This is a genomic window from Plantibacter sp. ME-Dv--P-095, from assembly GCF_030209365.1.
GTDB lineage: Bacteria > Actinomycetota > Actinomycetes > Actinomycetales > Microbacteriaceae > Plantibacter.
In genome coordinates this window covers 40,634-64,825 of record NZ_JARVSB010000010.1, presented here as the reverse complement: position 1 = coordinate 64,825, position 24,192 = coordinate 40,634, and the positions used below count along the sequence as shown (strand labels likewise).

The window sequence follows — 24,192 nt, the reverse complement described above, 5'->3', positions numbered from 1 at the left end:
GGACCGAGTTCCTCAGTCCTCGTCGAGGTGGGCGACGACGAGGTCGGCGAGCGTCGTCCAGTTGCCCCGGACGAGTGCGGCGGCGGCGTCGACGTCACCCTCGGCGCACCGTTCGACGAGCGCGTCGTGCTGCGCGATCGAGCCCCGGGCGGCGACGGAGGAGAACCGGAGGCGTTCGACCCGGCGCAGCAGGGGCGTGACGGCTTCGAGCGCGTCGCGGACGAAGGGGTTGCCGGCGACGTCGACGGCCACGGCGTGGAACGCGTCGTCCGCCTCGAGCGCTGCATCGGTGTCGTCCCGCTGCAGGGCGGCCTCGAAGTCTCGGTTGGCCGCGCGCATGCGGTCGAGGTCGGCGTCGGTCAGGTGCGGCACCGCCTCGCGGACGGCGAGTTCGTGCATGGCCGCGGCGACGGCCTGTGCCTGCAACGTCGCCCGCGTGTCGAGTGGCGCGACCACGGTCGACCGGCCGGGTTTCGCGATCACGAGCCCACTGCGTGCCAGCCGGAGGATCGCCTCCCGGATGGGCGTCCGGCTCACGCCGAGCCAGCGTTCGAGGTCCGTGTCGACGAGCTTCTCCCCCGGCGTGAAGGTGCCGTCGACGATCGCGTTCCGCAGGGAGCGATAGACGTCGTCCCTGAGCAGGGCTCGGCGGTGCGGCTGGGCGGTTGCGGGAGCGGGCATGCAATATATTGCACATCGCGGGCCGCAGAAGTCAAGGATCCAATCGCCTCCCGCCGACGACGGAGTCCCCGACATCCGACCGAAGTGGGACATTCGTCCTACTTGTCCCCCAGATGGCGGATTGTCGCACCACTGAAAGCAGGCCACGATGGTCGGCGGGGAAAGAGGTGCGCGTGATGCAACGGGGGGATGAACCGGTGACGGTCCGACCGCATCCCCGCATCCTGTTCAGCACCGTCCTGAGTGCCGCCATCGTCATCCTGCCCGTCTGGGGCGTCTCGCTCTGGCTCGTCGGGCCCGGGCCGAGCATGGAGCACACCTGGGTGGTCACCTTCGGCATCGTCGGCCTGGTCGCCCTGCCCGTGCTCGCGATCCTCTCGCGTCGCCAACGCATCGTCGTGTGCCACGACGGCTTCATCGAGCAACCCGTCCTCGGACGCCGACGGTTCGTCCCTCGTGAGACGATCGGCCGCAGCCTGCTGTTCGAGTTCGGTGGTCGCGGCCAGCGGACGAGTGCACAGTTCTTCGTCTGCGACACGGAGAACCTGCCCCTGCTCCGCATGCGCAGCAGCCGCTGGGGCAACGACAGCATCGCGGCCGTCGTCGCCGCCTACGAGGGTCCGGTGGAGCGGCCTCGGCAGCCGGTGTCACTCGACGACCTCCGGGAGGACCATCCCGGTCTCCTCACGCCGCTCGAGCGCCTGCGGTGGGCGCGCGCCGAACTGCTCTAGCCCGCGCCCGCGGATCGCCTTGCGTCAGAGCGCCTTCGCGTACCAGTGCGCGCCAGGATCGCCGTCGACGCGGGTGAAGCCCGTCCGCTCGTAGAACCGCTGTGCGCCCGTGTTCGAGACGCCGACCCCGAGGTGGACCCCCGGCACACCGCGTTCCGCGAGCAGACCGCAGAACGCGTCGATGAGCCGCCTCCCGAGCCCCATCCCCTGCGTCTCGGGGAGGAGGTCGATGTGCAGATGCGCCGGGTACTGCGCGAGGAGCTCCGGCGCCAGGCCGATCCGTTCCGTGGCCGAGCGGACGATCCCACGCTCCTGCTCGGAGGCGGCACCGGACGATGCGGCGGTCTCATACTTCCCGACGACCGTCGGCCACCAGCGTTCGACGAACCACCGGTCGAAGGCGACGGTGTCCGCCGTCCCGAGGATGTAGCCGATCGGGCCGGCACCCGCGTCGACAAGGAGCGCCAGCTCCGGCTCGTGGTCGACGTAGGGCAGCGCGTAGACGTCCGGCAGCAGCTCGTCCGTGCTGAAGTGCCCGGTCGCGTCCGCCCCGGAGTCGCCGGTCCGGGTGCAGATCGTCGCGACGGCGGAACGGTCGGTGGGGCGGTAGGCGCGGATCTCGGTCACCGCGCCAGCCTAGACCCCGGCCCGGCTGTCTAGGCTGGCTCCCATGGAGTGGCGAGCGGGGACGGTCGACGCCGCCGTCGAGCAGTGGGTACTCGTCCGCGACGGCGACCCGATCGTCACGGCGTCGAGCCATCTGCTCCCGGTGACGCACCGCGGTCGATCGGCGATGCTCAAGGTCCCCCTCGTCCACGAGGAGGCGCTCGGTGGGCGGCTCCTCGCCGCCTGGCGTGGCGTCGGGTGTGCGGCGGTGTTCGCCGCCGACGAGCACTCGGTCGTCCTGGAACGCGCGGTGGGCGGGCGCGACCTCACCTCGCTGACCCGGGCGGGTGACGACCTCGGCGCGATCGGGGTGCTCGGCTCGGTGCTCGGCGTCCTGCACGGGGCCGTCGCGGCTCCGGCGCCCGCTCTGACCACGGCGCACGACACGGGCGACGTCCTCACCGAGCTCCCCTCGCTCGACGAATGGTTCCGCGCGCTGCTGCTCACCGATGCTGCGGCACTCGGCGCACTGACCGACGATGCGGCGAGCGCCGCGTTCCTCCGTCGCGGGCGGATCCTCGCGCATCGCCTCCTCGACGACACGACGCCCGCCGACACGGTGGTCCTCCACGGCGACCTGCACCACGAGAACGTGCTCGAGTTCGCTCCCGGTGACTGGCGGGCGATCGATCCGAAGGGCATCGTCGGCCATCGGGTGTTCGACGCGGCGGCGATGCTCGCGAATCCGGACCGGGCGACGGCGCAGGACCCCTGGCACCTCGAGCAGCGGGTGGAGCTGCTGCGTCGTTCGCTCGGGGTCGACCGGAGCACGATCCTCGCGTGGTCGGTCGCCCGGTCCGCGCTGTCCGCCGTCTGGTCGCTCCAGGACGGGGTCGACGAGGATGCGCGGGACACCATCGCGGTGGGTCTCCTCGCGGAGCGCGCCCTCGGTGCCGCTCGCTGAGGGCCGGGTTCAGCGGCGGCGGCGCGTCCCGAAGATCCCCTCGACCACGCCGGTGAGGATCGAGCGCGTCGCCTTCGACCCGAGGATCTCCTCGAGCGGGCTCTTCGACGAACTCGACGTCGACCTCGTGGACGTCCGCCTCGTCGTCCCGGCAGTCTTCCGGAGGAGCCGTTCGTACTCGGCGTCCGCCTTCCGCTGGGCGGCGGCCTGCGCCTTGTCCGCCGCGGCCTGCTGTTTCGCGAGTTCGGCGGCGATGCGCTGACGTTCGAGCTCCGCCTCCGCGGCGAGGGCGGCCTGGTTCGCCTCCTCGAGCTTCGCGGTCAGGATCTCCCGCGCCGACTCCCGGTCGACGGGCGTCCCGTACCGCGCGAGGAGCGGTGACGCAGCGATGGTCGCGTCGATCGCGGCATCGGGTGTCGGCGACATGAGCCCCTCCGGCGCGCGCAGTCTCGTCCACGCGACCGGCGACGGTGCACCCTTCTCGTTCATCACCGTCACGACCGCCTCGCCGGTGCCGAGCGAGGTGAGCACCTCGCCGAGGTCGTACCCGGACGTCGGGTACGTCGACACCGTCGCCTTCAGGGCCTTCGCGTCGTCCGGGGTGAAGGCGCGGAGGGCGTGCTGCACCCGCGAACCGAGCTGCGCGAGCACCTCCCCCGGCACGTCCTTCGGCGTCTGCGTCACGAAGAAGATCCCGACGCCCTTCGAACGGATGAGCCGGACCGTCTGCGTGATCTGCGCGAGGAAGTCCTTCGACGCGTCACGGAAGAGCAGGTGCGCCTCGTCGAAGAAGAACACGAGCTTCGGTTTCTCGGGGTCGCCCACCTCGGGCAGGGTGTTGAAAAGGTCGGCGAGCAACCACATGAGGAACGTGGAGTAGAGCGCCGGCTGGTCCTGGACCCCGGGGACCTCCAGGAGGCTGACGATGCCCCGGCCGCTCGGGTCGAGGCGGATGAAGTCCGCGGTGTCGATCTCGGGTTCCCCGAAGAAGACGTCGGCGCCCTGGTCGGCGAAGGTGATGAGTTCGCGCAGGATCACCCCGACGGTCGCGCCCGACAGCCCACCGAGGTCCTTCAGCTCGCTCTTGCCGCCGTCGCTCGCGAGATAGGTGAGGACGGCGCGCAGGTCGCTGAGGTCGAGGAGCGGGAGGCCGGCCTGATCGGCGTAGTGGAAGACGAGACCGAGGCTCGACTCCTGGGTGGCGTTCAGCCCGAGGACCTTGCTCAGCAGCAGCGGGCCGAAGGCGGCGATGGTCGCCCGGATGGGGACGCCCTTGCCCACCCCGCCGAGCGCGAAGTACTCCGTGGGCGTGGCGGCCGGGGTCCAGTCCTGGCCGATGCCGCGCGTGCGGTCGAGCAGTTTGGGGCTCGACTCCCCCGGTGTCGCGATGCCGGAGAGGTCGCCCTTGATGTCGGCGGCGAACACCGGGACGCCCGCGGCGGAGAGCTGCTCGACGAGCCCCTGGAGAGTGCGGGTCTTGCCGGTGCCGGTGGCGCCGGCGACGAGGCCGTGCCGGTTCATGACACTGAGGGGGATGCGGACCTGCACGCCCGGAAGCGGATCTCCGTTGACCAGCGCACCCATCTCGAGCGCCGGGCCGTGCACGACGTAGCCGTCGCGGATCCGCACCACGTCGTCGAGACCGAGGGGGCCTGGGCCGATCGTGTCGGTGGTGAGCGCATCGGCGGGGAGCGCATCGGTGGCGAGCGGTTCAGCAGTCGCCGCGACCGGCTCCGACGAGACGACGGTGGTGGGCGCCTCGCCCGGAGCGCTGGCCGGAGCAGTGCCCGGTGCCCGGCCCGACGCCGTGATCCCGGCTCCGGCGAGCGCCGCTGCCGCTTCGGCGGCCTTCACCTTCGCCGCGGCGAGCGCCGCCTGCGCCTGGGCCGCTTCGAGTTCGGCCTGGGCCTGCTCGGCGGCAGCCTGGAGTGCGGCGATCTGCGGGTCGGATGCTGCATCACTGGGCGTCATGTGCCGAGCCTAGCGACGCGCTCCCCACCGGTCGAGGGGTCGCGTGAGGGCGGAACGGCCGCACCGCTCACCACTGTTCGCGCGTGCGCTCCTGGTCGACGACGGCGGCCAGGTCGGACAGTCGACGGAGTCCGGCGAGTGGCTGCGCCATGCGTGTGTTGTGTCGGATGCGCGGTTCGACGCGGTCGAGGAAGGCCCAGTACCCGGCGGTGAACGGACAGGCGTCGTCGCCCAACCGCACCTTCGGGTTGAAGACGCAACCCCCGCAGTAGTCGGACATCTTGTCGATGTACGCACCACCTGACGCGTATGGCTTCGTCGCGACGATCCCGCCGTCCGCGTGCTGCGACATCCCGATCACGTTCGCCGGCATGACCCAGGGGGTGCCGTCGACGAACATGTCGATGAACCAGTCGTTGAGCGCGACCGGGTCGTACCCGTGCTGCAGGGCCCAGTTGCCGAGCACCATGAGCCGCTGGATGTGGTGCGCCCACCCGTGGCGGCGCATGCCGTCGATCGTCTCGCGGAGGCAGTTCGACTGGATGGCGGCGGCGTCGAGTTCGCGGAACTGACGTGGGAGCGGCTCGTGCGCTCCGAGGGCGTTGTGGCTCGTGCGGTACGGCTCGCCGAGGTGCCAGTAGAGGTGCCAGACGTAGTCGCGCCAGCCGATGATCTGTCGGGTGAAGCCCTCGACGCTCGCCAGGGGTGCGCGACCGGCGTGGTACTCCGCGACCACGGTCTCGACGGCATCACGCGGGTCGAGCAGGCCGAGGTTGAGCGGCGCGCTCAGCAGGGAGTGCGCCATCGTCCAGTCGCCGCCGAGCATGGCGTCCTCGAACGGCCCGAAGTCGCCGAGCCTCGTCTCGATGAAGTCCGCGAGCGCCGCCTCCGCCTCGGCCGCGGTGGCCGCGAAGCGTCGGGGTCCGTCGTCGCCGACCAGCTGGACCAGCCCGTCGCGCTGCCACCGGTCGAGGTCCTCCCGGACTTCCGCGTCGATGTCGTCCTCCGCCGGCCAGAACGGCTCGGGCAGGCCGAGCCGGGCGGCGCCCTTCGGCGGCGGGTTCCGGTTGTCGTGGTCGTAGTTCCAGCGTCCACCCTCGGGCTGATCGCCGCGCATGAGGATGCCGGTGCGCTCACGGACGGTGCGGTAGAAGTCCTCGAGGAGGAGCCGCTTGCCGTCCCGCGTCGACGCCCACGCTGCGAAGTCCTGCTCCGCGGTCACGAAGCCGCGACTCGGCAGCACCCGGAGACCGCGCTCACGGACGAAGCGCCGAGCCGTCCACGAGGGCGGATCGATCACCTCGAGGTCCGCACCGACGTCGATGACGTCCTCGTACCGGTCGACCTGGTGGAACTCGGCCCGGTCGCCGAGCTCGGCGGCCCGATGCCGGATCGCCGAGAGGAAGAGGTGGGCCTTCGCCCGGTGCATCGGTCGCTTGGTGAAGGTCGACCGCGACTCGACGAGCAGCATCGGCCCGCCGTCGTCGAACGCCGGGCCCAGTTGCCCGGTGAGGATCCACCGACGGCGAGCGGGAGCAGCTGCATCGTCGTGCTCGGCGACGCTCCGACCGGTGGTGTCCATCGCCTCAGGGTACGCGGGACGACGGACACCACCGGGGGCTTGCCGAGCCGGTCGGGCTCTGCTGCCGGCCCGGCCGGCCCGGCTCAGCTCAGCTCAGCTCGGCTCGGCTCGGCTCGGCTCGGCTCAGAGGGTCGCGGCGAACGGGTCCCAGTCCTCGGCCACGAGCGGCACCGGTGCGACCCGGCTCTCCACGTCGACGGTCTGACCGGACACCACGGACTCGTCGATCGAGACGAGCGTGTCGAGCACGTGGTATCCGAGCGCGCCCGAGGCGAGCGGCTGACCGCCCGAGCGGATGGCGCGCGCGAGGTCGAGGACGCCTGTCCCCCGGCCGGCGAGCACCCCCTCGGTCGGCACGACCTCCCACTCCGGTTCCTGCTGCATGCGCTCCATCGGTGCCGCACGGGTGATCCGCACCTCACCGGTGAACATGTTGGGGTCGGGGATCACGAGGGTCCCCTCCGTACCGGTGATCTCGACGACGCCCATCTTGGCGAGCGGTGACTCGAAGCTGAACACGCTCTGGCTCACCCCGCCGTCGACGAAGCGGGCGATCGCGCTGACGTGCGTCGGCACCTCGACGGCGAACTCCGTACCGACCCGATCGCCCTGCTGGATCGTGCGCGTCGCCCGCCCGCGGGATCCCGCGGCGGAGACCGACGCGACCGAACCGAACACCTGCACGAGCGTCGTGAGGTAGTACGGGCCCATGTCGAACAGGGGTCCGCCGCCCTTCGCGAACAGGAACTCGGGGTTCGGGTGGAAGATGTCCGGGCCCGCGTACTGCATGACGGTCTGCGCCGTGAGCGGCTGCCCGATGTCACCCCGGGCGATCGCGCGACGCGCGGACTGCACGCCGGGCCCGAGCACGGTGTCGGGGGCGATGCCGACGAGGAGGCCGGCCGCGTCCGCCTGCCCGAGGAGTGCCAGGCCGCTCGCCCGGTCCACACTGATCGGCTTCTCGGTCCAGACGTGCTTGCCCGCGGCGATCACCTGGGAGGCGACCTGCGCGTGGACGGCCGGGATCGTGAGGTTGACGACGAGCTCGACGTCCGGATGGGCGATGACGTCGGCGGCGGTCCCCCAGGCGCCGACGCCCCACTTCTCGGCCTGCGCCTTCGCGCGGTCGACGTCGAGGTCGCCGAGGATGACGACGGTCACGTCGAGAAACGCGGTGAGGTGCTCGAGGTAGGTGTCGCTGATCATGCCGGTGCCGACGAACCCGACGCCGACGGGGCCGCTGCCCTGCGCTGCGCGGGTCCGCGTGCCAGGTGCCGCCGCGGGCATCGTGCCGTCCGCTGCCGCGGGCATCAGCGGGCCACCGCTTCGGTCGAGACGAGCTGCTCGGCGACGAGCGCGTCCACGCTCGCCTGGATGCCGTCGAAGATGTCGCCGGCGCCGTAGTGGTCGAACTCGATGATGGCGAAGCGGGCCGATGGTGCCGCAGCGAGGGATTCGCGCAGCGGCACCTCACCCTGCCCGAACGGGCGCTGGTCGAGGCTCGTCGGCGCGAACGGTGCGGCCCCCGGTGCGAAGGGGTCCGCGGGGAGCAGACCGTCCTTCACGTGGAGCGCCTGCACCCGGTCGCCGAGCCGGGCGAGCAGCGCCGGGACGTCCTGCCCGGCGGTCGCCGCCCAGAACAGGTCGACCTCGAGCGCGACATCGTCACGCAACTGCTCGGCGAAGACCTCGAACGCGCTCCGGCCGCCGAAGGACGCGACGAACTCCTGCGAGTGGTTGTGGTACCCGACCCGGAGCCCGTGGTCGGCTGCGCGCTCCGCGGCGGCGTTCAGGCGCGCGGCGGTGTCCGCGACCGCGGCCTCGTCGAGCCAGCGGTCGGGGCTCACGAAGGAGTCGATGACGATCTCGAGGCCGAGCGCCGTTGCGGCGGCGAAGACGTCCTCCTGCGAGGAGACCGGCATCACCTGGTCGCCGAACCGGATCTCGTCGGAGAGGAGGGTGGCGTGCCCGGTGCGGGCCGCGAGCCCGTGGCGGTCGAACGCCTCGCGGAGCTCGGGCGCCCGGGAGACGAAGTCGAAGGCCTCGACCTCGCGGAGGCCCATCCCGGCCAGCCGGGCGAGCGCGGCGTCGAGTCCGTGGTCGAGGTGCTCCTTGATGCTGTAGAGCTGCACGGAGAGCGCTGGTGCGGTCATGGTGTTGCCGTCCGTTCCGACGCCGACGTTGGCGTCTGTGGTGATGGTGGTGGTGTCGCAGGTGTGGTGTCGCGGGAGTGGTGTCGCGGGGCAGGCTGGTGGCGGTCGCTCAGCCGCGGGTCGCGATGGACCCGGTCACCGTGCCGTCGGCGTTGCGGATCATGCGGTGCCGGACCGGGAGGATCGTCAGCGCGCCGAGGACGCAGATGACGCCGGCGCCCCAGAACAGCGCCGTGTAGTTGTTGCCGAGCCCGCCCAGCCCGAGCAGGACCGCGCCGACGGCTCCGGCGAGCGACTGCGGCAGGGCGTTCGCGATGTTCAGCACCCCGAGGTCCTTTGCCGCGTCGTCGGGGTTCGGGAGCACGTCCACGACGAGTGCTGTGTCGACCGCCACGTACACGCCGTACGCCGCGCCCATGATCGCCTCGACCACGTAGAACATCGGGACCGTCGTCGTGTGGGCCAGCAGCACGAGCCCCAGCGCGAAGACGACCGTCGAGCCGATGACGAAGACCTTGCGGTTGAGCATGCGGTCGGAGAGCCAACCGCCGACCTTCGCGAGCACGACGAGCGCGATCGTGTAGATGAGGACACCCAGGGTCAGGGTGTTGACCGCCTCCTGCTCGGTCAGCCCGACCTCCTCCTGCAGGAAGAACAGCCGGAACGCGACGAAGAGGAAGGACGCGAGCGTCAGCAGGAATCGCGAGAGCCAGACCCAACCGAAGTCGGGGTGCTTGAGCGGGTTCACCCAGAAGGTGAAGAGCAGTCCCTTCCACCCGCCGACGTCCGGACGCTTGGTGATGGGGCGGTCGGGCAGGACGAAGCAGTAGAGCCAGACGGTGATGAGCGCGAAGACGGCGGGTGCGACGAAGAGGAGCACCATGTTCGTGACGAACCAGCTGGCGACGAACGCTGCGGCGAGGATGCCGAGGTTCTGCATGACGCCGACGTTCGCCGAGACGCTGCCGCGCTGCTCAGGCGGCACCTGGTCGGCGATCGTGGTGAGCAGCGGGCCGAGGATGGCGTTGCCCGTGAGCTGCGCGAGGCACCAGCCGACGATGAGCACCGGCACGCTGGGCGCGAGCGCGACGATGGTGAGCGAGACGACGAAGCCGATCGCACCGAGGAACATCCACGGACGACGACGGCCGAAGCGCGAGAGCGTCAGGTCGGAGAGGCGGCCGATGACCGGGTTCGCGACGAGGGCGAACAGGGCGGCGATCGAGAGGACGTTGCCGTTGACGACGGCGGCCTGATCGCCCGGGACGAGCTGCTGCGTCTTCAGCGCGAGGCTGACCGTGACCGGCGCGAGCAAGGCGACGAACAGGCCGAACTGGGCGAGGGCCATCGTGCTGACGACCCGCTTCGACGCCCGCTCCGTGGGGCCGCTCGGGCCGGTGACGAGGCTGATGTAGGGGCCGCTCGAGGCTCGCTGGCCGGTGGGTTTGGGGCCGCGGGGGGTGGTGGACATCCGGATTCCTCTCAACGCTGAGCTGCGGACCGGCTCTGGTCCACGGATGGTGCGGTGCTGGCGCGATCGCGGTAAACCGATCACTGCACGGCTTTGAGTATATCCACGAAACCCGAGTGGTCAATAGGTTTTCACGGATCCACCCGACACCCGTGGTGGAGCGCCGGCGCGGTGCGCTGACGCGAGCGCGGGTCATGGAGGTGAGCGCGCCCCTCCGGAGAGCCGCGCTCGCGCAGGTGGGGTGCGCTCGCGTCAGCGCACCGCGCCAGCGTCGTCCCGAACACTCACGCGCCGGAGCCCCGCGCTCGCGTCAGCGCACCGCGTCGGCGTCGTCCCGGACGAGGAGGTGCCAGGCGCGCTCGAGGTCGCCACCCATGTCGATCGACGGATCGAGACTCCACTGCACCTGCAGCCCGTCCGCGATGGCGATCATGATCCGCGCCACGTGTTCGGCATCGAGCTCCGCCCGCACGACGCCCTCCGCCTGTCGCTCACGCACGACCTCGACGAGACTCCGCCGCACCCCCGCGACGTGCTCGACGAAGAACTCCCTGGCCGGGTGGGCCGGGTCACCCGCCGCGGCGGCCATCGTGAGGTAGAGCTCCACGAGTCCCGGGACGTCGCTGTTGTGCCGCATGACGGCCACGAGCCCCTCGATCGCGTCCTGCGAGCCGGTCGCCGCGAACTCCTCCGAGTCGACGGCGTCGCGGACCCGCAGGATCGCGGCGAACAGGTGCTCCTTGGACGCGAAGTAGTGCATGAGCCCGGGCAGGCTGACCCCGACCTCGCGGGCGACCTCACGCAACGACGTGCCCCGATACCCCTCGCGCGCGAAGACCGCGAGGGCCACGCGCAGGATCTCCTCACGCCGCGCGACGCCCTTCGCGTAGGATCCCCGAGCCGTCATGTGCTGATTGTAGGGCTGCACGACGAGGGCGACGAGGGGGTTCCCCACTCGTCGCCCCGGTGCCCGGAACGCGTCAGGCGCCGAGCGCGACCGCGGTCCACGACACCGGCGGCAGCGTGATCGTCAGGGTGCCGCCGGCGAGGACGGCGCTCTCGTTGGCGACGAGGCCGACGCGCTCGCGGTCGTCGATCGTGTTCTTCGCGTACACGTCGTCGTCATGGATGCCGTTCGCCTCGACGACCGAACCGACGCCGAGGGCCGAGACGTCGACCGTCACCGTGATCGCCTCGTCCTGGCTGCGGTTCACGAGGAAGACGGCAGCGGTCCCCGCGTCGGCGTCGTAGGTGGCGACCGAGTCGACGAGCGGTGCGTCGCCGTGCACCTTCGTGGCGTAGCTGGCGACCTCGATGCGCGGTGCGATGACCACACCGGCGGCGAGCCGGCTCGTGACCGAGAACGGGAAGAAGGTGGTCTGCCGCCACGCCTCCCCGCCCGGCTCCGTCATGATCGGGGCGATGACGTTCACGAGCTGCGCGAGGCTCGCCGAACCCACCCGGTCGCTGTGCTTCAGCAGCGTGATGAGCAGGTTGCCGAACACGACCGCGTCGGCGACGGAGTACAGGTCCTCGATGAGCCGGGGCGCGTAGGCCCACTCCTCGATCGTGCCCTCGATGGCGTTCCACTCGTCGAGGTACCAGACGTTCCACTCGTCGAAGGAGAGCTGGATCTGCTTGTCGGAGTGGCGCTTGTGCTGCACGTGGTCGGCGGCCGCGACGACGGTGCGGATGAAGTACTCCATGTTGAGCGAGGAGGCGAGGAACGAGCCGAGGTCGCCGTCGCGCTCCTGGTAGTAGGCGTGGCAGGAGATGTAGTCCACCGAGTCGAAGCTGTGCTCGAGGACGGTGCGCTCCCAGTCGCCGAAGGTCGGCATGGAGGAGCTGGACGAGCCGCAGACGACGAGCTCGAGCTTCGGGTCCACCATCTTCATCGCCGACGCCGTGCGGGCGGCGAGCTTGCCGTAGTCGTCGGCGGACATCGCGCCGACCTGCCACGGGCCGTCCATCTCGTTGCCGAGGCACCACATGCGGATGCCGTAGGGCTCCGGGGCGCCGTTGGCGATGCGTTGATCCGACAGGGCCGTGCCGCTCGGGTGGTTCGTGTACTCGAGGAGGTCGAGCGCCTCGAGCACCCCGCGGGTGCCGAGGTTGACGGCCATCATCATCTCGCTGCCGGTGAGCTTGCACCAGCTGGCGAACTCGTCGACGCCCACCTGGTTGGTCTCGAGCGAGTGCCAGGCGAGGTCACGACGCACAGGCCGGTCCTCGCGAGGACCGACGCCGTCCTCCCAACGGTAGCCGGAGACGAAGTTGCCGCCCGGGTAGCGGATGGTGCTCGTGCCGAGTTCCTTGACGAGCTCCACGACGTCGCCGCGGAAGCCGTCGGCGTCAGCCGTGGGGTGGCCGGGCTCGTAGATGCCGTCGTAGACACACCGACCGAGGTGCTCGACGAACGAGCCGAAGATCCGGCGGTTGACGGGGGCGACCGTGGCGTTCGGGTCGATCGCGAGGCGTGCGGTGACCATGGGCGGTCCTTTCGATGGACGTCGTCGTCGTTTTCCAACGTTGAAGGTAAACGTTGTAATTGCAGTCTGCCCGCGGGTCCCCGGGCTGTCAAGCACGACGATGCACGCCGGAGCGGGAGGTCGTCAGTGGGTGGTCGACTCGCGTTGGACGAGCTGGAAGTCGGCGTACACCCGGCGAGCGGGCCGTGCGTCGTCGTCGGCCGATTCGATGCGCTCCACCAGGAGGTCGACGGCGGTGGACGCGATCTGCTCGCGGCCGGGCGCGATCGTGGACAGCGACGGCAGGGAGTACCGGCCCTCGTCGATGTCGTCGAAGCCGATGACGGCGACCTCCTCCGGCATGCGGATCCCGCGCTCGGCGAGGACCCGGATCGCTCCGAGGGCGAGGGCGTCGTTGAACGCCACGATCCCGTCGAACCGCAGGCCCTCGTCGAGCATCTCCCGCATCGCGACCGCACCGTCGAAGCGGTGCCAGACCGCGACGTCGCGCACGAGCTCGGGGACGACCGGCAGACCGGCGGCCTCGAGTGCGGCGCGATAGCCGGCGAAGCGGAGACTGGCCGAGCTGACCAGGTCGCCGCGGTGGGCGCCGAACGCGACGACCCGCCGACACCCGATCGACAGCAGGTGCTCCGTCGCGGCCCGGGCCCCCTCGGTGTTGCGCATGGTGACGTGGTCGTTGGGCGCGTTGAAGATCCGCTCCCCCAGCAGCACCATCGGGATGGAGACGTCCTCGATGACCGCCAGGTCGTCGTCGCTCAGCTGCAACGCGCTGTAGAGGACACCGTCGACGGCCCGCAGCCGAGCTCCGCGCAGCAGGTCCGCCTCGCGCGCCAGGTCTCCACCGCTCTGCTCGATGAGGAGGGACAGGCCGCGACGGGCGGCCGCGCGCATGACGGCATCGGCGAGCTCGGCGAAGTAGGCGTTGCGGAGGTCGGGGACGATGAGGCTGATCACGCCGGAGCGACCGGAGCGGAGACCACGGGCGGAGAGGTTCGGCCGGTAGCCGAGTTCCGCGATCGCGGCGAGCACCCGCTCCTTGGTCGCCGCCTTGATGTGCGGGTAGTCGTTGACGACGTTCGAGACGGTCTTGGCGGAGACACCGGCGAGCTTCGCCACGTCGTGCAGGGTGGTCGCCATGATCCTCCTCGGCGGCGGCCGCATCGGCCGCTCGGTACGCACTCTACAACGTTGAAGGGATCGCGCTCCGGCCGCCGGCCGCGTCCGTCGCGGACGTCGTCGCCCCGCCCCTCGGCGCCGTCGACTCCCGCGGCACCACACGGAAGCCACTGACGACCGCGCGCGGCGCCTGCGGCTCGCCCGTCTCACCGATCCGCTCGATGAGCAGCTCGACCGCCCGCTCGGCGATCTCCTCGCGGCCGATGTCGACCGTGGACAGGGCCGGCAGGGCGTAGCGCGTCTCGTCGAGGTCGTCGAACCCGATGATCGCGACGTCCTCGGGGATCCGCCGCCCGGCGTCCTGCAGCACCCGCATCGCGCCGAGCGCCATCGCGTCGTTGAACGCCACGACCCCGTCGAACGGGATCCCCGAGGCGATGACCTCACGCATCGCGTTCGCGCCGTCGCTCCGGTGCCAGCTGACGACCGTGCTCACGTAGTCCGGGTCGGCCTCGATGCCCGCCGCGGCGAGCGCCTCCCGGTACCCCTGCAGTCGCAGCTCCGCGGGCCCGAGGGTGTCGTGGGGGTCGGTGCCGAGGGCGACGATCCGGCGCCGCCCCAGGGCGAGCAGGTGTTCGGTCGCCGCGCGGGCGCCGTCGACGTTCGCCATGGTCACGTGGTCGCGCTCGCCGTCGAAGACCTGCTCGCCGAGCACCACCATGGGCCCGTCGGGGAGGAGGGCGCTGTCCTCGCGGTCGAGGCTGAGCGGGCTGTAGAGGATGCCGTCGACGAGCTGCATGCGGGGGCCGCGGAGGATCTCGAGTTCGACGTCGCGACCACCGGCGACCTGCTCGATGAGGACCGAGAGCCCGCGCGCCCGCGCCTGGCGCATGACCGCATCCGCGAGTTCGGCGAAGTAGGCGTTGCGGAGGTCGGGGATGATGAGGCTGATGACGCCCGAGCGACCGGAACGCAGGCTGCGGGCGGAGAGGTTCGGTCGGTAGCCGAGTTCGGCGATCGCCTGCTCCACCTTGGAGCGGGTCGCGTCGCTGACGTAGGGGTAGTCGTTGACGACGTTCGAGACGGTCTTGATGGAGACACCGGCGCGCGCGGCGACGTCATGCATCGTGATCGACACGCGTCTCCTCCCGGCCCGGCTCAGCTGTCAGCAGACTACCCGTCCGGCGTCACCCCCGGCGTGACCCGCCTGGGGATGGTGGCCTTCGCCAGCGCGGTGCGCTGGACCGAGCGCGGGCCTGTGGGGTGAGCGCGACCCTCCGGAGGGGTGCGCTCACGCCGGAGCCACGCGCTCGCGCCGGTGCGGTCGGTTTCGGGCCGGCGCACCGCGCTGACCCGACCGCGAGCTGGCCGAGTCGGGGTCCGTCAGGCTTCAGCCAATGGGACGCGCTTCTTCGGTTCCGCCGACATCCGTTGGAGCAGCGGGACCGCGACGATGAGCGCGACGCCGGCGCCGAGGAGGAGCCCGCCGACGGTGTCGCTCACCCAGTGGGCGCCGAGGTAGGTGCGTGACAGCATCATGAGCAGCGTGTAGGCGACCCCGATCAGCCACACCCACACGCGCGGGAAGATGATCCCGAACGCGACCGCGATGGTCGCCGCGTTGGCGCTGTGGCCGGAGGGGAACGACCCGAAGTCCGCGTGCACGAGGATGTCCTCGGGCCTCGACCGCCCGACGATGTTCTTGATGACCTGCACGGCCCCGGCGCTCAGCGCGGAGACGAGTCCGAAGTACAACGCGGCCCAGGGGCGACGCAGCAGCAGGAGCACGGCGATCCCGAGCAGCGGCACGACGAAGATCGCGACGACGCCGCCGCCCAACCAGTTCATGACGAGCGCTGCTTGGACAAGCCACGGGGAACGCTCCTCGAGCACCTCCTGCATCCACTCCTCGTCGAACCCGAACGGGGCGTTCGGCCCGCGCTGGAAGAGGAGGACGCCGAGCAGGAGGACGAGCACCACGGCGATCGCACCGCTGATGAGCGGCCACCGGCGGGACACCTTCGCGGCGAGCTTCGGGTCGGGTCGGATCGACGACGGATCGGGGTCCATCGCGAGTGCACCCTGCTCGTCGAGCGTCGGCGGGACGCTCTCGTGGAGCTCCGGAGCCGGTCCGGCTGCGGGGTCGTCGTGGTCGTCAGGTGCCGTCATCGTCCCATCATGCCGTGTCGGGAATGGATCGCGCGGAGGCTTGCGCCCAGCGGATGGAGCCGCACGGACCCCGTGGTCCCGACGCGGACGCCGGCGCGGGCGATACTGGGACGATGACCGCCGACGACCCGACCGCACACCTCGCCGACGACGCCCGATGCCCGTGCCTCTCCGGCGAGACCTACGGCGCCTGCTGCGGACGGCTGCACCGCGGCGAGGCTGCGGCCGCCACGGCGGAGGCGCTCATGCGGTCACGCTTCTCGGCGTTCGCGGTCGGCGACGCCGGCTACCTCCTCCGCACGTGGCACCCGAGCACGAGACCGGCTGCGCTCGACCTCGACGACACGCTCCGCTGGTACCGACTCGACATCCTCGCCACGGCACGCGGCGGTCTGCTCGACACCGAGGGCATGGTCGAGTTCGTCGCGCACCACAAGGTCCCGGGCGTCCGCGGCTCCGCCGGGAGCCAGCACGAGCGGAGTCGGTTCTCGAAGGACACCGGCGTCTGGACCTACGTGGACGGCGTCGACCCCGGAGCCTGAGCCGCGCTCGTCGCCCGAGCCCACGGTCCAGCCGGGGACTCCAGCGCGGTGCGCTCGCGCGAGCACACCGGAACCGGCGTCAGCGCGGTGCGGTGACGCGAGCACACCCGGATCGGCGCCGGTGCGGGTCAGCGCGGTGAGCGCGGCCCTCCGGAGCACCGCGCTCGAGTCGTAGACCCGCGCTCGCGTCAGCGCACCGCGCTGGCGCAGCACAAGAGATGCGTCAGCCGGCGAGCGCCGGGACCTTCTTCGGCTGCACGATGAACCAGAGGGCGCAGACCGACACGACCGAGGTGGCGGCCATGACCGTGCCCATCGGGATCGCGGTGCCGATGCCGAACACCCCGACGATGGGCGAGATGATCCCGGCGAGACCGAAGTTGAGCGCGCCGAGGAGCGACGCCGCCGTTCCGGCCTCGTGTCCGTGGTTCGCCAGGGCGAGGACCTGGACCGCCGGGAATCCGAACCCGCAGGAGAGGATGAAGAAGAACAGGGGTACGAGCACCCCGAACAACCCGACGTCGGCCATGGTGAGCGCGACGATCGTCAGCGCGGAGATGAGCTGCACGATCGTGGTGCAGGCGAGGATCCACTGCGGACCGTACCAGCGCATGAGGCGCGAGGAGATCTGCACGCCGGCGACGATCCCGAGCGAGTTCACGGCGAACAGGAGCCCATACTCCTGCGCGTCGAAGTCGTAGACCTCCTGGAACAGGAACGAGGAGCTCGACAGGTAGGCGAAGAGCCCGGAGAAGCTCATGCCGCCGATGAGGGCGACACCGACGAAGACGCGGTCACTGAACACCGAACGGTAGCGGTCGCGTACGGTGCTGTGACCGGCGTCGCGACGCCGTGCCGGCGGCAGGGTCTCGACGATCCACAGCGACACCGCGACCACGACGAACAGGCCGTACGCGGCGAGGAAGACGAACAGCCCCCGCCAGTCGAGGACGAGCAACAACTGCGACCCGATGACCGGGGCGGCGATCGGCGCGAGGCCGTTGACGAGCGCCAGGCGCGACAGCATCCGCACGAGGGGCTTCCCGCCGAAGAGGTCGCGGACCATCGCCATCGCGACGACACCGCCGGCTGCGGCACCGGCACCCTGCAGGACCCGGAACACCATGAGCCAGCCGATGTCGGGTGCGAAGGCCGCACCGACCGAGGCTGCGATGTGGATGCTCGTCGCCAGGATGAGCGGCAGGCGACGACCGACCTTGTCGCTCCACGGCCCCATGAAGAGCTGCCCGACCGCGAAGCCGATGGTCGTGCCCGTGAGGGTCAACTGGATGAGGCTGACCGGGACGTCGAGATCCTGTTCGAGGATGGGGAACGCGGGCAGGTAGAGGTCGATCGTGAACGGGCCGAGCGCGGTGAGGGCGCCGAGCACGAGGATGTAGACGAGGCGCTGCCGGCCTGAGAGCGAGTCGCCCGGGTGGACGACGGTGATTCCTGCGGTGTGCACGGGTGTACGGATTCCTAGCGAGGTGTGGGTGGAGCGGGCGGCGGTGCGGGAGGCGGTGCGGAACCGATGTCGAATCGATTCGAGAACGAGGATCAAGGCTAGCAGCCGGTGGCACCGTTCCGCGACGACATCCGCCGCCTGATCCGTCGCGACCTCGCTCCACAGCCGTTGTGCGGCGGGCTGACCGCGCGGTTCCCGCAGGAGGGACCCAGCGTCCGTTTCGCGACGCCCGCTAGGCTGTTCCGGCTGCAGGTGACCGCGGTCGAGACGTCCGCCAAGCCGCCTGACCGGAACCGGTGGCCCGCCGGTCTCCGACGCAGCAGCCGCCGACGGAAGAGAGCCATGCCAGACGACGCCCGAGCCCCGCTGCCGTTCCAGGTCGACCTCCGCGGAGTCGTCGACCTGCTGAGCCGGCACATCTACTCCGGCCCGCGCGTCTACCTGCGCGAACTTCTGCAGAACGGTCGCGACGCGGTCGCCGCCCGTCGCGCCGAAGACCCGACGGCACCCTCCGGCGCGCTGCTCATCACCCCGCATATGGCTGGCTCACCCGACGGCGCCGGCTCGCCCTTCCGCTTCCAGGACAACGGGATCGGGCTCACGCGCGACGAGGCGGCCGAGCTGCTGGCCACGGTCGGGCGCAGCTCGAAACGCGGCGACCTCGACGAGCTCCAGCGCGGCGACTACCTGGGCCGGTTCGGCATCGGACTCCTCAGCTGCTTCATGGTCGCCGACACCATCACCGTCCACAGCCGCTCGGCCCGCGGCGGACCGGCCATCGAGTGGATCGGCCACACCGACGGCACCTTCACCATCCGGGAACTCGACGAGCGGACGACCGCCGCGCGCCCGATCGGCTCGGAGGTGCTGCTGGAGCCGCGCCTCGACGGCCCGCTCCACGACGGCGGCCTGCTCGGGCACGGGGCGGTCCTCGGCCTGGCGACGAGCTTCGGGCGGTACCTCGACCTCGACGTCGACGTGGTCGACCCGACGACGTCGACCACCACGCGGGTGAACGTCGAGCCGGTGTTCCGCACCCCGGCGACCACCCCGCGGGAGGAGCTGCTCGCGTTCGGCGAGGAGCTCCTCGGCACACGCCCCTTCGACGCCGTCGAGATCGTGGTGCCCGGCACCGACACCCGGGGCACCGCCTTCGTCCTGCCTTCGCCACCGCCGCCGGGTGCTCGGCAGGCGAGCCGGGTCTACCTGGGCGGCATGCTCCTCAGCGAGCAGGTCGACGACCTCCTGCCGGACTGGGCGTTCTTCGTCCGCTGCATCGTCGACACCACCGGCCTCCGCCCGACGGCCTCGCGCGAGCAACTCGTCCAGGACGACGCCCTCGAGTTCACGCGGGAGGCGATCGGTGCCGCGCTCCGACGCTGGATCCTCGACCTCGCCCGCCAGCGCCCGCACCGCTTGCAGGAGTTCATCGGCGTCCACCAGCTCGGCATCAAGGCCATCGCCGCGCACGACGACGACCTCGCGACCGCGGTGGTCCGGTGGTTGCCGATCGAGACCTCCGCCGGCACCATGACGATCGACGAGCACCTCTCGCAGACCGGGGTCATCCGGTACACCGCGACGCGGGACGAGTTCCGGCAGATCGCCGCGGTCGTCGACCCGGCCTCCCCGATCGTCAACGGCGGGTACGTCTACGACCAGGAGATCCTCGAGCGCCTGCCGTCGTTGATCGACGGCGTCCGGGTCGAACGGGTGACGGTCGCCGACGAGCTCGACAACCTCGAGCCACCCCACCTCGACGACCTCGCCACGACGACCGCCTTGGAAGACCGCGCCAGCCGCGTGCTCGACGAGGTCGAGTGCCGGGTGTCCGTCAGGCGCTACCGCCCCGACGACCTCGCGGCCCTGTACGTCGCCGACCCCTCGGTGCTCCGCCGCCTCGAACGCCACCGCGCGGCCGCCGTCGCCCCCGGCATCTGGTCCCAGGTCGTCGGCGCGGTCGACTCCTTCCTCGCCGAGGCGAAACCGGACGACGGCGACACGACGGCCGCGGCACGCCTGTGCCTGAACTGGAACGCCGCACTCGTCCGCCGGCTGGCCACGCTCGGCGACGACCTCGTGTTCGAGCGCAGCATCCAACTCCTCTACGTACAGGCGCTCCTCGCCGGCCACCGCCCGCTCGAGGCCCGCGACCGCCGCATGCTCGACGCAGCCATGACCGACCTGATCGGCCTCAGTGTCGGTCTCGACGACAAGGAACTCCGATGAACGACTCCGCAACCACCCCCGTCTCCACCGACCTCGGCCCCGACGCGAGTGTCGACGACCTCCTCGCGGAGGCCGACACCCTGCCGTGCGGCCCCGCCGAGCGCGCGCTCCTCGACGAGGCGCTGCGACGCGCCGACGCGGCCGGCGACGAGGAGGCCGCGTACGCGACCCGGATGCGGCTGACCCAGTCCGCCCACATGACGGGCGACACCGACACCATGTTCAGCTCCTTCGGGTGGTGCGTCGGCAAGCACGACGCCGACCCGCAGCGCTTCCCCATCACGGTCGACGGCTGCGACCTCCTCTTCCAGTACAAGTGGATGGCCGGACGGCTGTCGACGAACCCGACCTTCTCGCTCGCGCAGATCGAGGCGATGCACCAGGACATGCAGGCCAGGTACGCGGCGGCCGGTGCCACGATGAGCGGCGTCGTGCAGTCGCAGTTCCACATCGCGACGGTCACCGGGCGGCTCGACGAGGCGGCTACGCTCCTCGAACGCCGGTCGAGCATCGAGGACGACCGGTACAGCCACTGCGAGGCCTGTGTCCGCAACGAGGACGCCTGGTTCCATCAGCTCCGCGGGCACGACGACGAGGCGATCCGGATCTACGACGAGATGTTCGAGAACCGCATGAGCTGCGGCGAGGAGCCGGAGACGAGCGAGGCCCAGGCGCTGCTCCCCTACCTGCGCGCCGGCCGACTCGACGACGCCAAGGCGGCCCACCAGCGCAGCTACCGGGTGGCGCGTTCGAACGCGGACGGCTTCGGCATCATCGCCGACCACCTGATCTTCTGCGCGGTCACCGGTAACGAGGCACGTGGCCTCGCGATGCTCGAGCGTCACCTCCCGACCCTCGTCAACGACCCCATCAACCTGTCCGGGCACACCGACGGCCTCACCGCGGTCGGCGTGCTCCTCGACGCGGTCACGCGGGCCGGCCACGGTGGGCTGCCGGTGCGTGGCGCCGACGCCCCCGAGCTCGCGCGATACCTCGGGGTGGCGCCGGCCGACGCCACCGACGGTGCCCCGCGCGACGACGCGGACTGGACCGTGGCCGCGATCGCCGAGCGGGCGTGGGCCTCGGCCGAACGGCTCGCCCGGGCGTTCGACGAACGGAACGGCAACGACTTCCGCACCGCGCGGCTCGAGGCGGCTCGCGCGCTCGCGACGGAGCACTGGGACCTCCCGCTCTCCGTCGAGGGCTTCGCCGCACCCGTCGTCGAACCGGAGCCGGCGGCCTCCGCCGCCGAGTGGCGCGAACGCACCTCGGCCCTCCTCCAGAGCGCCGACACCACGGGGGCGATCGTCGCGGCCGAACAGGGTCTCGCCCTGCTCGCCGACGAGTCGGACCCGGACGAGAACCTCCGCGCCGGGCTCTTCGGCGTGATCACGCAAGCGGCCGTCATCGAGGGCGACGAGGGACGCGCGGGTGCTGCGTGGACCGACCGCGGCATCGCCCTCCGTGCCGCCGGCCGAAACGCCGTCGCCGAGCTCGAGGGCCGGTTCGGTCCAGCGCTCCTCGGCACGGCCACGGAGGACCGACTCACGGCGCTGCTCGCGGAACTCGACGAGGCCCGCCTCGTCCCCGTCGATCCCGACCGGCTCATCCACACCCTGGTCATCACCGCCCGGCATGCCTTCGAGCTCGCCGGGCAGCAGACCGAGCAGGAGGCGGCGGAGCGCTTCATGGGGATCGCCGACCGACTCGCCGGCGAGGCCGTCCTCGCCGCGGCCGTCGACGATCCCGGCGAGGCCGGCCCCCCGGCGCGGCTGCTGCACGCCCACCTCTTCGCGGTGACCGGACGGATCCAGGAGGCCGAAGAGCTCCTCGACCCACTCCTCGAGCCCGGGCAGCGGGCGTCTGTCCGGCTCCCGGCGCTGACCCTCCGCACCCGCATGCTCGGCGGAGCCGGGGCGTTCGCCGAGGGGGTCGCCCTCGCCGACGAGCTCGTCGGCCTCCAGACCACGCTCGGCAACCGGCTCGGCATCATCCAGGCCTGCACCCTCTCGGCCGCGCTCCTGAGCGACGCCGACCGCGACCGCGAGGCGGCGGCCCGGATGCAGCTCGCGATCACGCATGCTCGGCGAGCCGAGGTCGAGGACGTCGATTCGCTCACCCTGCAGCTGGCCCGGTACCTGCAGTTCGCCGGCGACGCCGCCACGGCCCTCGAGCACTATGACGAGGTCTACCAGGCGCGGCGCGAGCAGGCGGCCCCCGGTGAACTCGCGGACCTCCTCGCGAACATGGGCGAGGCGGCGCGCATGATCGGCGAACACGGCATGGCGTACGGGGTGTGGCGTGCTGCGCTCGACGACGCCGCCGCGGTCGGGAACGACCAGGTCGTCATCCGCACGGGCTTCGGTCTGAGCACCCTGCTCCTCCAGTTCGAGGACGACGATGCGGTCGAGGTCGTCGACCAGGCCCTCGCGGCAGCGCGTCGTCTCGAGGATCCGCAGCTGCTCGTCCAGGCACTCCAGCGGGCGGCGAGCGCACGGGCGGCGTTCGGCGACGACACCGGGCTCCCCTGGTTCGAGGAGGCCCGCGGGCTCGCGACCGCGCACGAGGCGGCGTGGCTCGTGGCGGACATCACCGATTCGGAAGCCAGGGCCCTCGGCGCGCTCGGACGGGCCGACGACGCGACGGCGACCGCCCGTCGCGCGGCGGCGGGGTTCGTGGCGGCCGGTGACGAGAACGGTGCCGCGGTCGCCGAGGTGTTCGGGGCGCGATCACGTGCGGCGGTCGACGACCACCTCGGCGCGGTCGGGCTGTTCCGTTCCGCGCGCGGGAGGTTGCCTGCGGGTTCACCGGACTGGACGACGGTCACGGCCGAACTCGCCGACGCGCACGAGCGGTTGGAGCAGCACACGGACGCCGCGCTCCTGCGCGCCGAGATCGAGGAGTGACGGACGCCGTCGGACGGGTGCCCGGAGCGCCCGTCCGACGGCGACGGTCCCGGGCCTAGGGCAGGCGGGCGAAGGCGCGCACCGGGAACGTCGCGAAGCCCTCGACGAGTGGTGGGGTGGCGGTGAACGTCGCGCCGCTCGCGGGCAGCTGCTCGAGACCGGTCAGGTGCTCGACCACCTGGATCCCGGCGTCGAGCAGGAGGGAGTGTGCCGGGCGCGCTCCGCCGGAACCCGCCTCGGTGTCGTCGATGTTGATGGAGTCGATGCCGACGAGGACCACGCCCTGCTCGACGAGGTGTCGGACACCGTCCTCCGCGAGGAAGGGCGCGTTCGAGCGGTACGCGTCGCTCTCGAAGTGCCGGTCCCAGCCGGTGTGCAGGAGCACGGCGGTCCCGCGCAGCTCGCGGTCGAGGAAGACGTTCGCGCCGATGCCGCGCTCGGACGAGTCCTCGAGGTGGAAGACCTCGGCTGGGAGGTCGACGAGTCGGTCGAGCGTCAGGCTCGCGAGGTCGCCTCCGCCGGCGTAGCGGTGGAACGGGCTGTCGAGGTAGGTACCGGTGTTGCCGATCATCTCGATGACGTCCATCGCGAACTCGGTCCCCTCCGCGTATTTCGCGCGTGAGTCCTCGCGGGTGAGGAAGGGACGGATCACCGGCTCGGGCAGGCCCGGGTAGGTGCGCAGTCCGGCGCGGATCGGGTGGCTCAGCTCCACGAGCCGTCCCTCCGGGCGCGGCCGCCGCTGCGTCTCAGCCGTCGTCTCAGCGGGGAGCTCGAGCCCCGCGGCCGCCGCTGCAGCGAGGATGCCGCGCGAGCCCTTGTGCTGTTCGCGCACGATCTCGAGCTTCGTGATGCGGATCTCACCGACCATCGCCAGCCCGAGGTGGGTGACGAGGAGCCGGCCGATCTCCTGCTGCTGCGCTTTCCCCTTCGCCTGGGCGATGGCCGGTGGCAGGTCGAGGCGGAAGTCCTCGACGGCGAGGCCACCGCCGTTCAGGAAGCTGACGGAGGCATCGAGGACGGCGCGTTGTTCGGTCATGCCTTCATTCTGGCGCGTGGCCCGAGCCGCGCCGAGGGATTCCCGGCCATGCCTCGCCGATTTCCGGCCACGAGCGCG

The 24,192-nt window shown here is 71.4% G+C and carries 19 protein-coding genes; 5 read left to right on the top strand and 14 right to left on the bottom strand.

Annotation, left to right across the window (positions count from 1 at the left end):
- Nucleotides 1-12: 12 nt before the first annotated feature.
- Nucleotides 13-681 carry a GntR family transcriptional regulator gene (locus tag QRN26_RS15185; RefSeq protein WP_285037412.1) on the bottom strand — a complete coding sequence of 223 codons (669 nt, stop codon included), beginning with the start codon at nt 679-681 and terminating at the stop codon, nt 13-15.
- 197 nt (nt 682-878) lie between these two features.
- On the opposite strand from QRN26_RS15185, the gene QRN26_RS15180 reads away from it, so the two are divergent.
- Nucleotides 879-1,412: a hypothetical protein gene (locus tag QRN26_RS15180; protein ID WP_285037411.1), complete on the top strand. Its 534-nt coding sequence runs from the start codon at nt 879-881 to the stop codon at nt 1,410-1,412.
- 24 nt (nt 1,413-1,436) lie between these two features.
- Here QRN26_RS15180 and QRN26_RS15175 read toward each other — a convergent pair whose 3' ends face one another.
- The gene (locus QRN26_RS15175) at nt 1,437-2,039 is read right to left on the bottom strand and encodes a GNAT family N-acetyltransferase (RefSeq protein ID WP_285037410.1); all 603 of its coding nucleotides are present in this window, start codon (nt 2,037-2,039) and stop codon (nt 1,437-1,439) included.
- A gap of 43 nt (nt 2,040-2,082) precedes the next feature.
- On the opposite strand from QRN26_RS15175, the gene QRN26_RS15170 reads away from it, so the two are divergent.
- Nucleotides 2,083-2,982, top strand: a complete 900-nt coding sequence (locus QRN26_RS15170; protein WP_285037409.1) for an aminoglycoside phosphotransferase family protein — start codon at nt 2,083-2,085, stop codon at nt 2,980-2,982.
- 9 nt (nt 2,983-2,991) lie between these two features.
- Here the strand turns inward: QRN26_RS15170 and QRN26_RS15165 are convergent, their stop codons facing one another.
- The 10 genes from QRN26_RS15165 to QRN26_RS15120 form a co-directional block, all read right to left on the bottom strand.
- On the bottom strand, nt 2,992-4,953 hold the full coding sequence (locus QRN26_RS15165) for a helicase HerA-like domain-containing protein (protein WP_285037408.1): 1,962 nt from the start codon (nt 4,951-4,953) through the stop codon (nt 2,992-2,994).
- A gap of 67 nt (nt 4,954-5,020) precedes the next feature.
- A complete protein-coding gene (locus QRN26_RS15160) occupies nt 5,021-6,535 on the bottom strand; it encodes a cryptochrome/photolyase family protein (RefSeq protein WP_056776483.1) in 1,515 nt (504 codons plus the stop codon).
- Between the two features lie 123 nt (nt 6,536-6,658).
- A complete protein-coding gene (locus tag QRN26_RS15155; RefSeq protein ID WP_502927623.1) occupies nt 6,659-7,846 on the bottom strand; it encodes a Gfo/Idh/MocA family protein in 1,188 nt (395 codons plus the stop codon).
- Nucleotides 7,846-8,688: a sugar phosphate isomerase/epimerase family protein gene (locus tag QRN26_RS15150; RefSeq protein ID WP_285037407.1), complete on the bottom strand. Its 843-nt coding sequence runs from the start codon at nt 8,686-8,688 to the stop codon at nt 7,846-7,848. The genes QRN26_RS15155 and QRN26_RS15150 overlap by 1 nt, the downstream gene beginning before the upstream one ends.
- A 109-nt stretch (nt 8,689-8,797) precedes the next feature.
- Nucleotides 8,798-10,159: an MFS transporter gene (locus tag QRN26_RS15145; RefSeq protein ID WP_285037406.1), complete on the bottom strand. Its 1,362-nt coding sequence runs from the start codon at nt 10,157-10,159 to the stop codon at nt 8,798-8,800.
- A gap of 310 nt (nt 10,160-10,469) precedes the next feature.
- Nucleotides 10,470-11,066 (bottom strand): TetR/AcrR family transcriptional regulator, encoded by a 597-nt coding sequence (locus QRN26_RS15140; RefSeq protein ID WP_285037405.1) that lies wholly within the window; start codon nt 11,064-11,066, stop codon nt 10,470-10,472.
- A 73-nt stretch (nt 11,067-11,139) separates the two neighbouring features.
- A complete protein-coding gene (gene arfA, locus QRN26_RS15135) occupies nt 11,140-12,648 on the bottom strand; it encodes an arabinosylfuranosidase ArfA (RefSeq protein WP_285037404.1) in 1,509 nt (502 codons plus the stop codon).
- 123 nt (nt 12,649-12,771) lie between these two features.
- A complete protein-coding gene (locus QRN26_RS15130) occupies nt 12,772-13,788 on the bottom strand; it encodes a LacI family DNA-binding transcriptional regulator (RefSeq protein WP_285037403.1) in 1,017 nt (338 codons plus the stop codon).
- A 43-nt stretch (nt 13,789-13,831) separates the two neighbouring features.
- Nucleotides 13,832-14,905, bottom strand: a complete 1,074-nt coding sequence (locus QRN26_RS15125) for a LacI family DNA-binding transcriptional regulator (RefSeq protein ID WP_082455570.1) — start codon at nt 14,903-14,905, stop codon at nt 13,832-13,834.
- A gap of 245 nt (nt 14,906-15,150) precedes the next feature.
- The gene (locus QRN26_RS15120) at nt 15,151-15,936 is read right to left on the bottom strand and encodes a phosphatase PAP2 family protein (protein WP_285037402.1); all 786 of its coding nucleotides are present in this window, start codon (nt 15,934-15,936) and stop codon (nt 15,151-15,153) included.
- A gap of 113 nt (nt 15,937-16,049) precedes the next feature.
- Between QRN26_RS15120 and QRN26_RS15115 the strand changes: the two genes are divergently transcribed.
- Nucleotides 16,050-16,478 (top strand): YchJ family protein, encoded by a 429-nt coding sequence (locus QRN26_RS15115; RefSeq protein ID WP_285037401.1) that lies wholly within the window; start codon nt 16,050-16,052, stop codon nt 16,476-16,478.
- Nucleotides 16,479-16,701: 223 nt separating this feature from the next.
- On the opposite strand, the gene QRN26_RS15110 is transcribed toward QRN26_RS15115, so the two are convergent.
- Entirely contained in the window at nt 16,702-17,943 is a 1,242-nt protein-coding gene (locus QRN26_RS15110; RefSeq protein WP_235522512.1) for a multidrug effflux MFS transporter, read from the bottom strand.
- A 342-nt stretch (nt 17,944-18,285) separates the two neighbouring features.
- On the opposite strand from QRN26_RS15110, the gene QRN26_RS15105 reads away from it, so the two are divergent.
- Together QRN26_RS15105 and QRN26_RS15100 are read left to right on the top strand one after the other, a co-directional pair.
- Complete coding sequence (locus QRN26_RS15105; protein WP_285037400.1) at nt 18,286-20,172, top strand: HSP90 family protein; 1,887 nt, start codon at nt 18,286-18,288, stop codon at nt 20,170-20,172.
- Nucleotides 20,169-23,078 carry a hypothetical protein gene (locus QRN26_RS15100; protein ID WP_285037399.1) on the top strand — a complete coding sequence of 970 codons (2,910 nt, stop codon included), beginning with the start codon at nt 20,169-20,171 and terminating at the stop codon, nt 23,076-23,078. Before QRN26_RS15105 ends, QRN26_RS15100 begins: the two co-directional genes overlap by 4 nt.
- Nucleotides 23,079-23,133: 55 nt before the next feature.
- Here QRN26_RS15100 and QRN26_RS15095 read toward each other — a convergent pair whose 3' ends face one another.
- Complete coding sequence (locus QRN26_RS15095) at nt 23,134-24,114, bottom strand: cyclase family protein (protein ID WP_285037398.1); 981 nt, start codon at nt 24,112-24,114, stop codon at nt 23,134-23,136.
- Nucleotides 24,115-24,192: the final 78 nt, after the last annotated feature.

Coding starts and splice junctions, on each gene's coding strand:
- QRN26_RS15140 (WP_285037405.1), bottom strand. CDS start 11,066: ATGACGGCTCGGGGATCCTACGCGAAGGGCGTCGCGCGGCGTGAGGAG.
- QRN26_RS15100 (WP_285037399.1), top strand. CDS start 20,169: ATGAACGACTCCGCAACCACCCCCGTCTCCACCGACCTCGGCCCCGAC.
- QRN26_RS15170 (WP_285037409.1), top strand. CDS start 2,083: ATGGAGTGGCGAGCGGGGACGGTCGACGCCGCCGTCGAGCAGTGGGTA.
- QRN26_RS15155 (WP_502927623.1), bottom strand. CDS start 7,846: ATGCCCGCGGCAGCGGACGGCACGATGCCCGCGGCGGCACCTGGCACG.
- QRN26_RS15115 (WP_285037401.1), top strand. CDS start 16,050: ATGACCGCCGACGACCCGACCGCACACCTCGCCGACGACGCCCGATGC.
- QRN26_RS15185 (WP_285037412.1), bottom strand. CDS start 681: ATGCCCGCTCCCGCAACCGCCCAGCCGCACCGCCGAGCCCTGCTCAGG.
- arfA (WP_285037404.1), bottom strand. CDS start 12,648: ATGGTCACCGCACGCCTCGCGATCGACCCGAACGCCACGGTCGCCCCC.
- QRN26_RS15150 (WP_285037407.1), bottom strand. CDS start 8,688: ATGACCGCACCAGCGCTCTCCGTGCAGCTCTACAGCATCAAGGAGCAC.
- QRN26_RS15130 (WP_285037403.1), bottom strand. CDS start 13,788: ATGGCGACCACCCTGCACGACGTGGCGAAGCTCGCCGGTGTCTCCGCC.
- QRN26_RS15095 (WP_285037398.1), bottom strand. CDS start 24,114: ATGACCGAACAACGCGCCGTCCTCGATGCCTCCGTCAGCTTCCTGAAC.
- QRN26_RS15160 (WP_056776483.1), bottom strand. CDS start 6,535: ATGGACACCACCGGTCGGAGCGTCGCCGAGCACGACGATGCAGCTGCT.
- QRN26_RS15120 (WP_285037402.1), bottom strand. CDS start 15,936: ATGACGGCACCTGACGACCACGACGACCCCGCAGCCGGACCGGCTCCG.
- QRN26_RS15145 (WP_285037406.1), bottom strand. CDS start 10,159: ATGTCCACCACCCCCCGCGGCCCCAAACCCACCGGCCAGCGAGCCTCG.
- QRN26_RS15165 (WP_285037408.1), bottom strand. CDS start 4,953: ATGACGCCCAGTGATGCAGCATCCGACCCGCAGATCGCCGCACTCCAG.
- QRN26_RS15105 (WP_285037400.1), top strand. CDS start 18,286: ATGCCAGACGACGCCCGAGCCCCGCTGCCGTTCCAGGTCGACCTCCGC.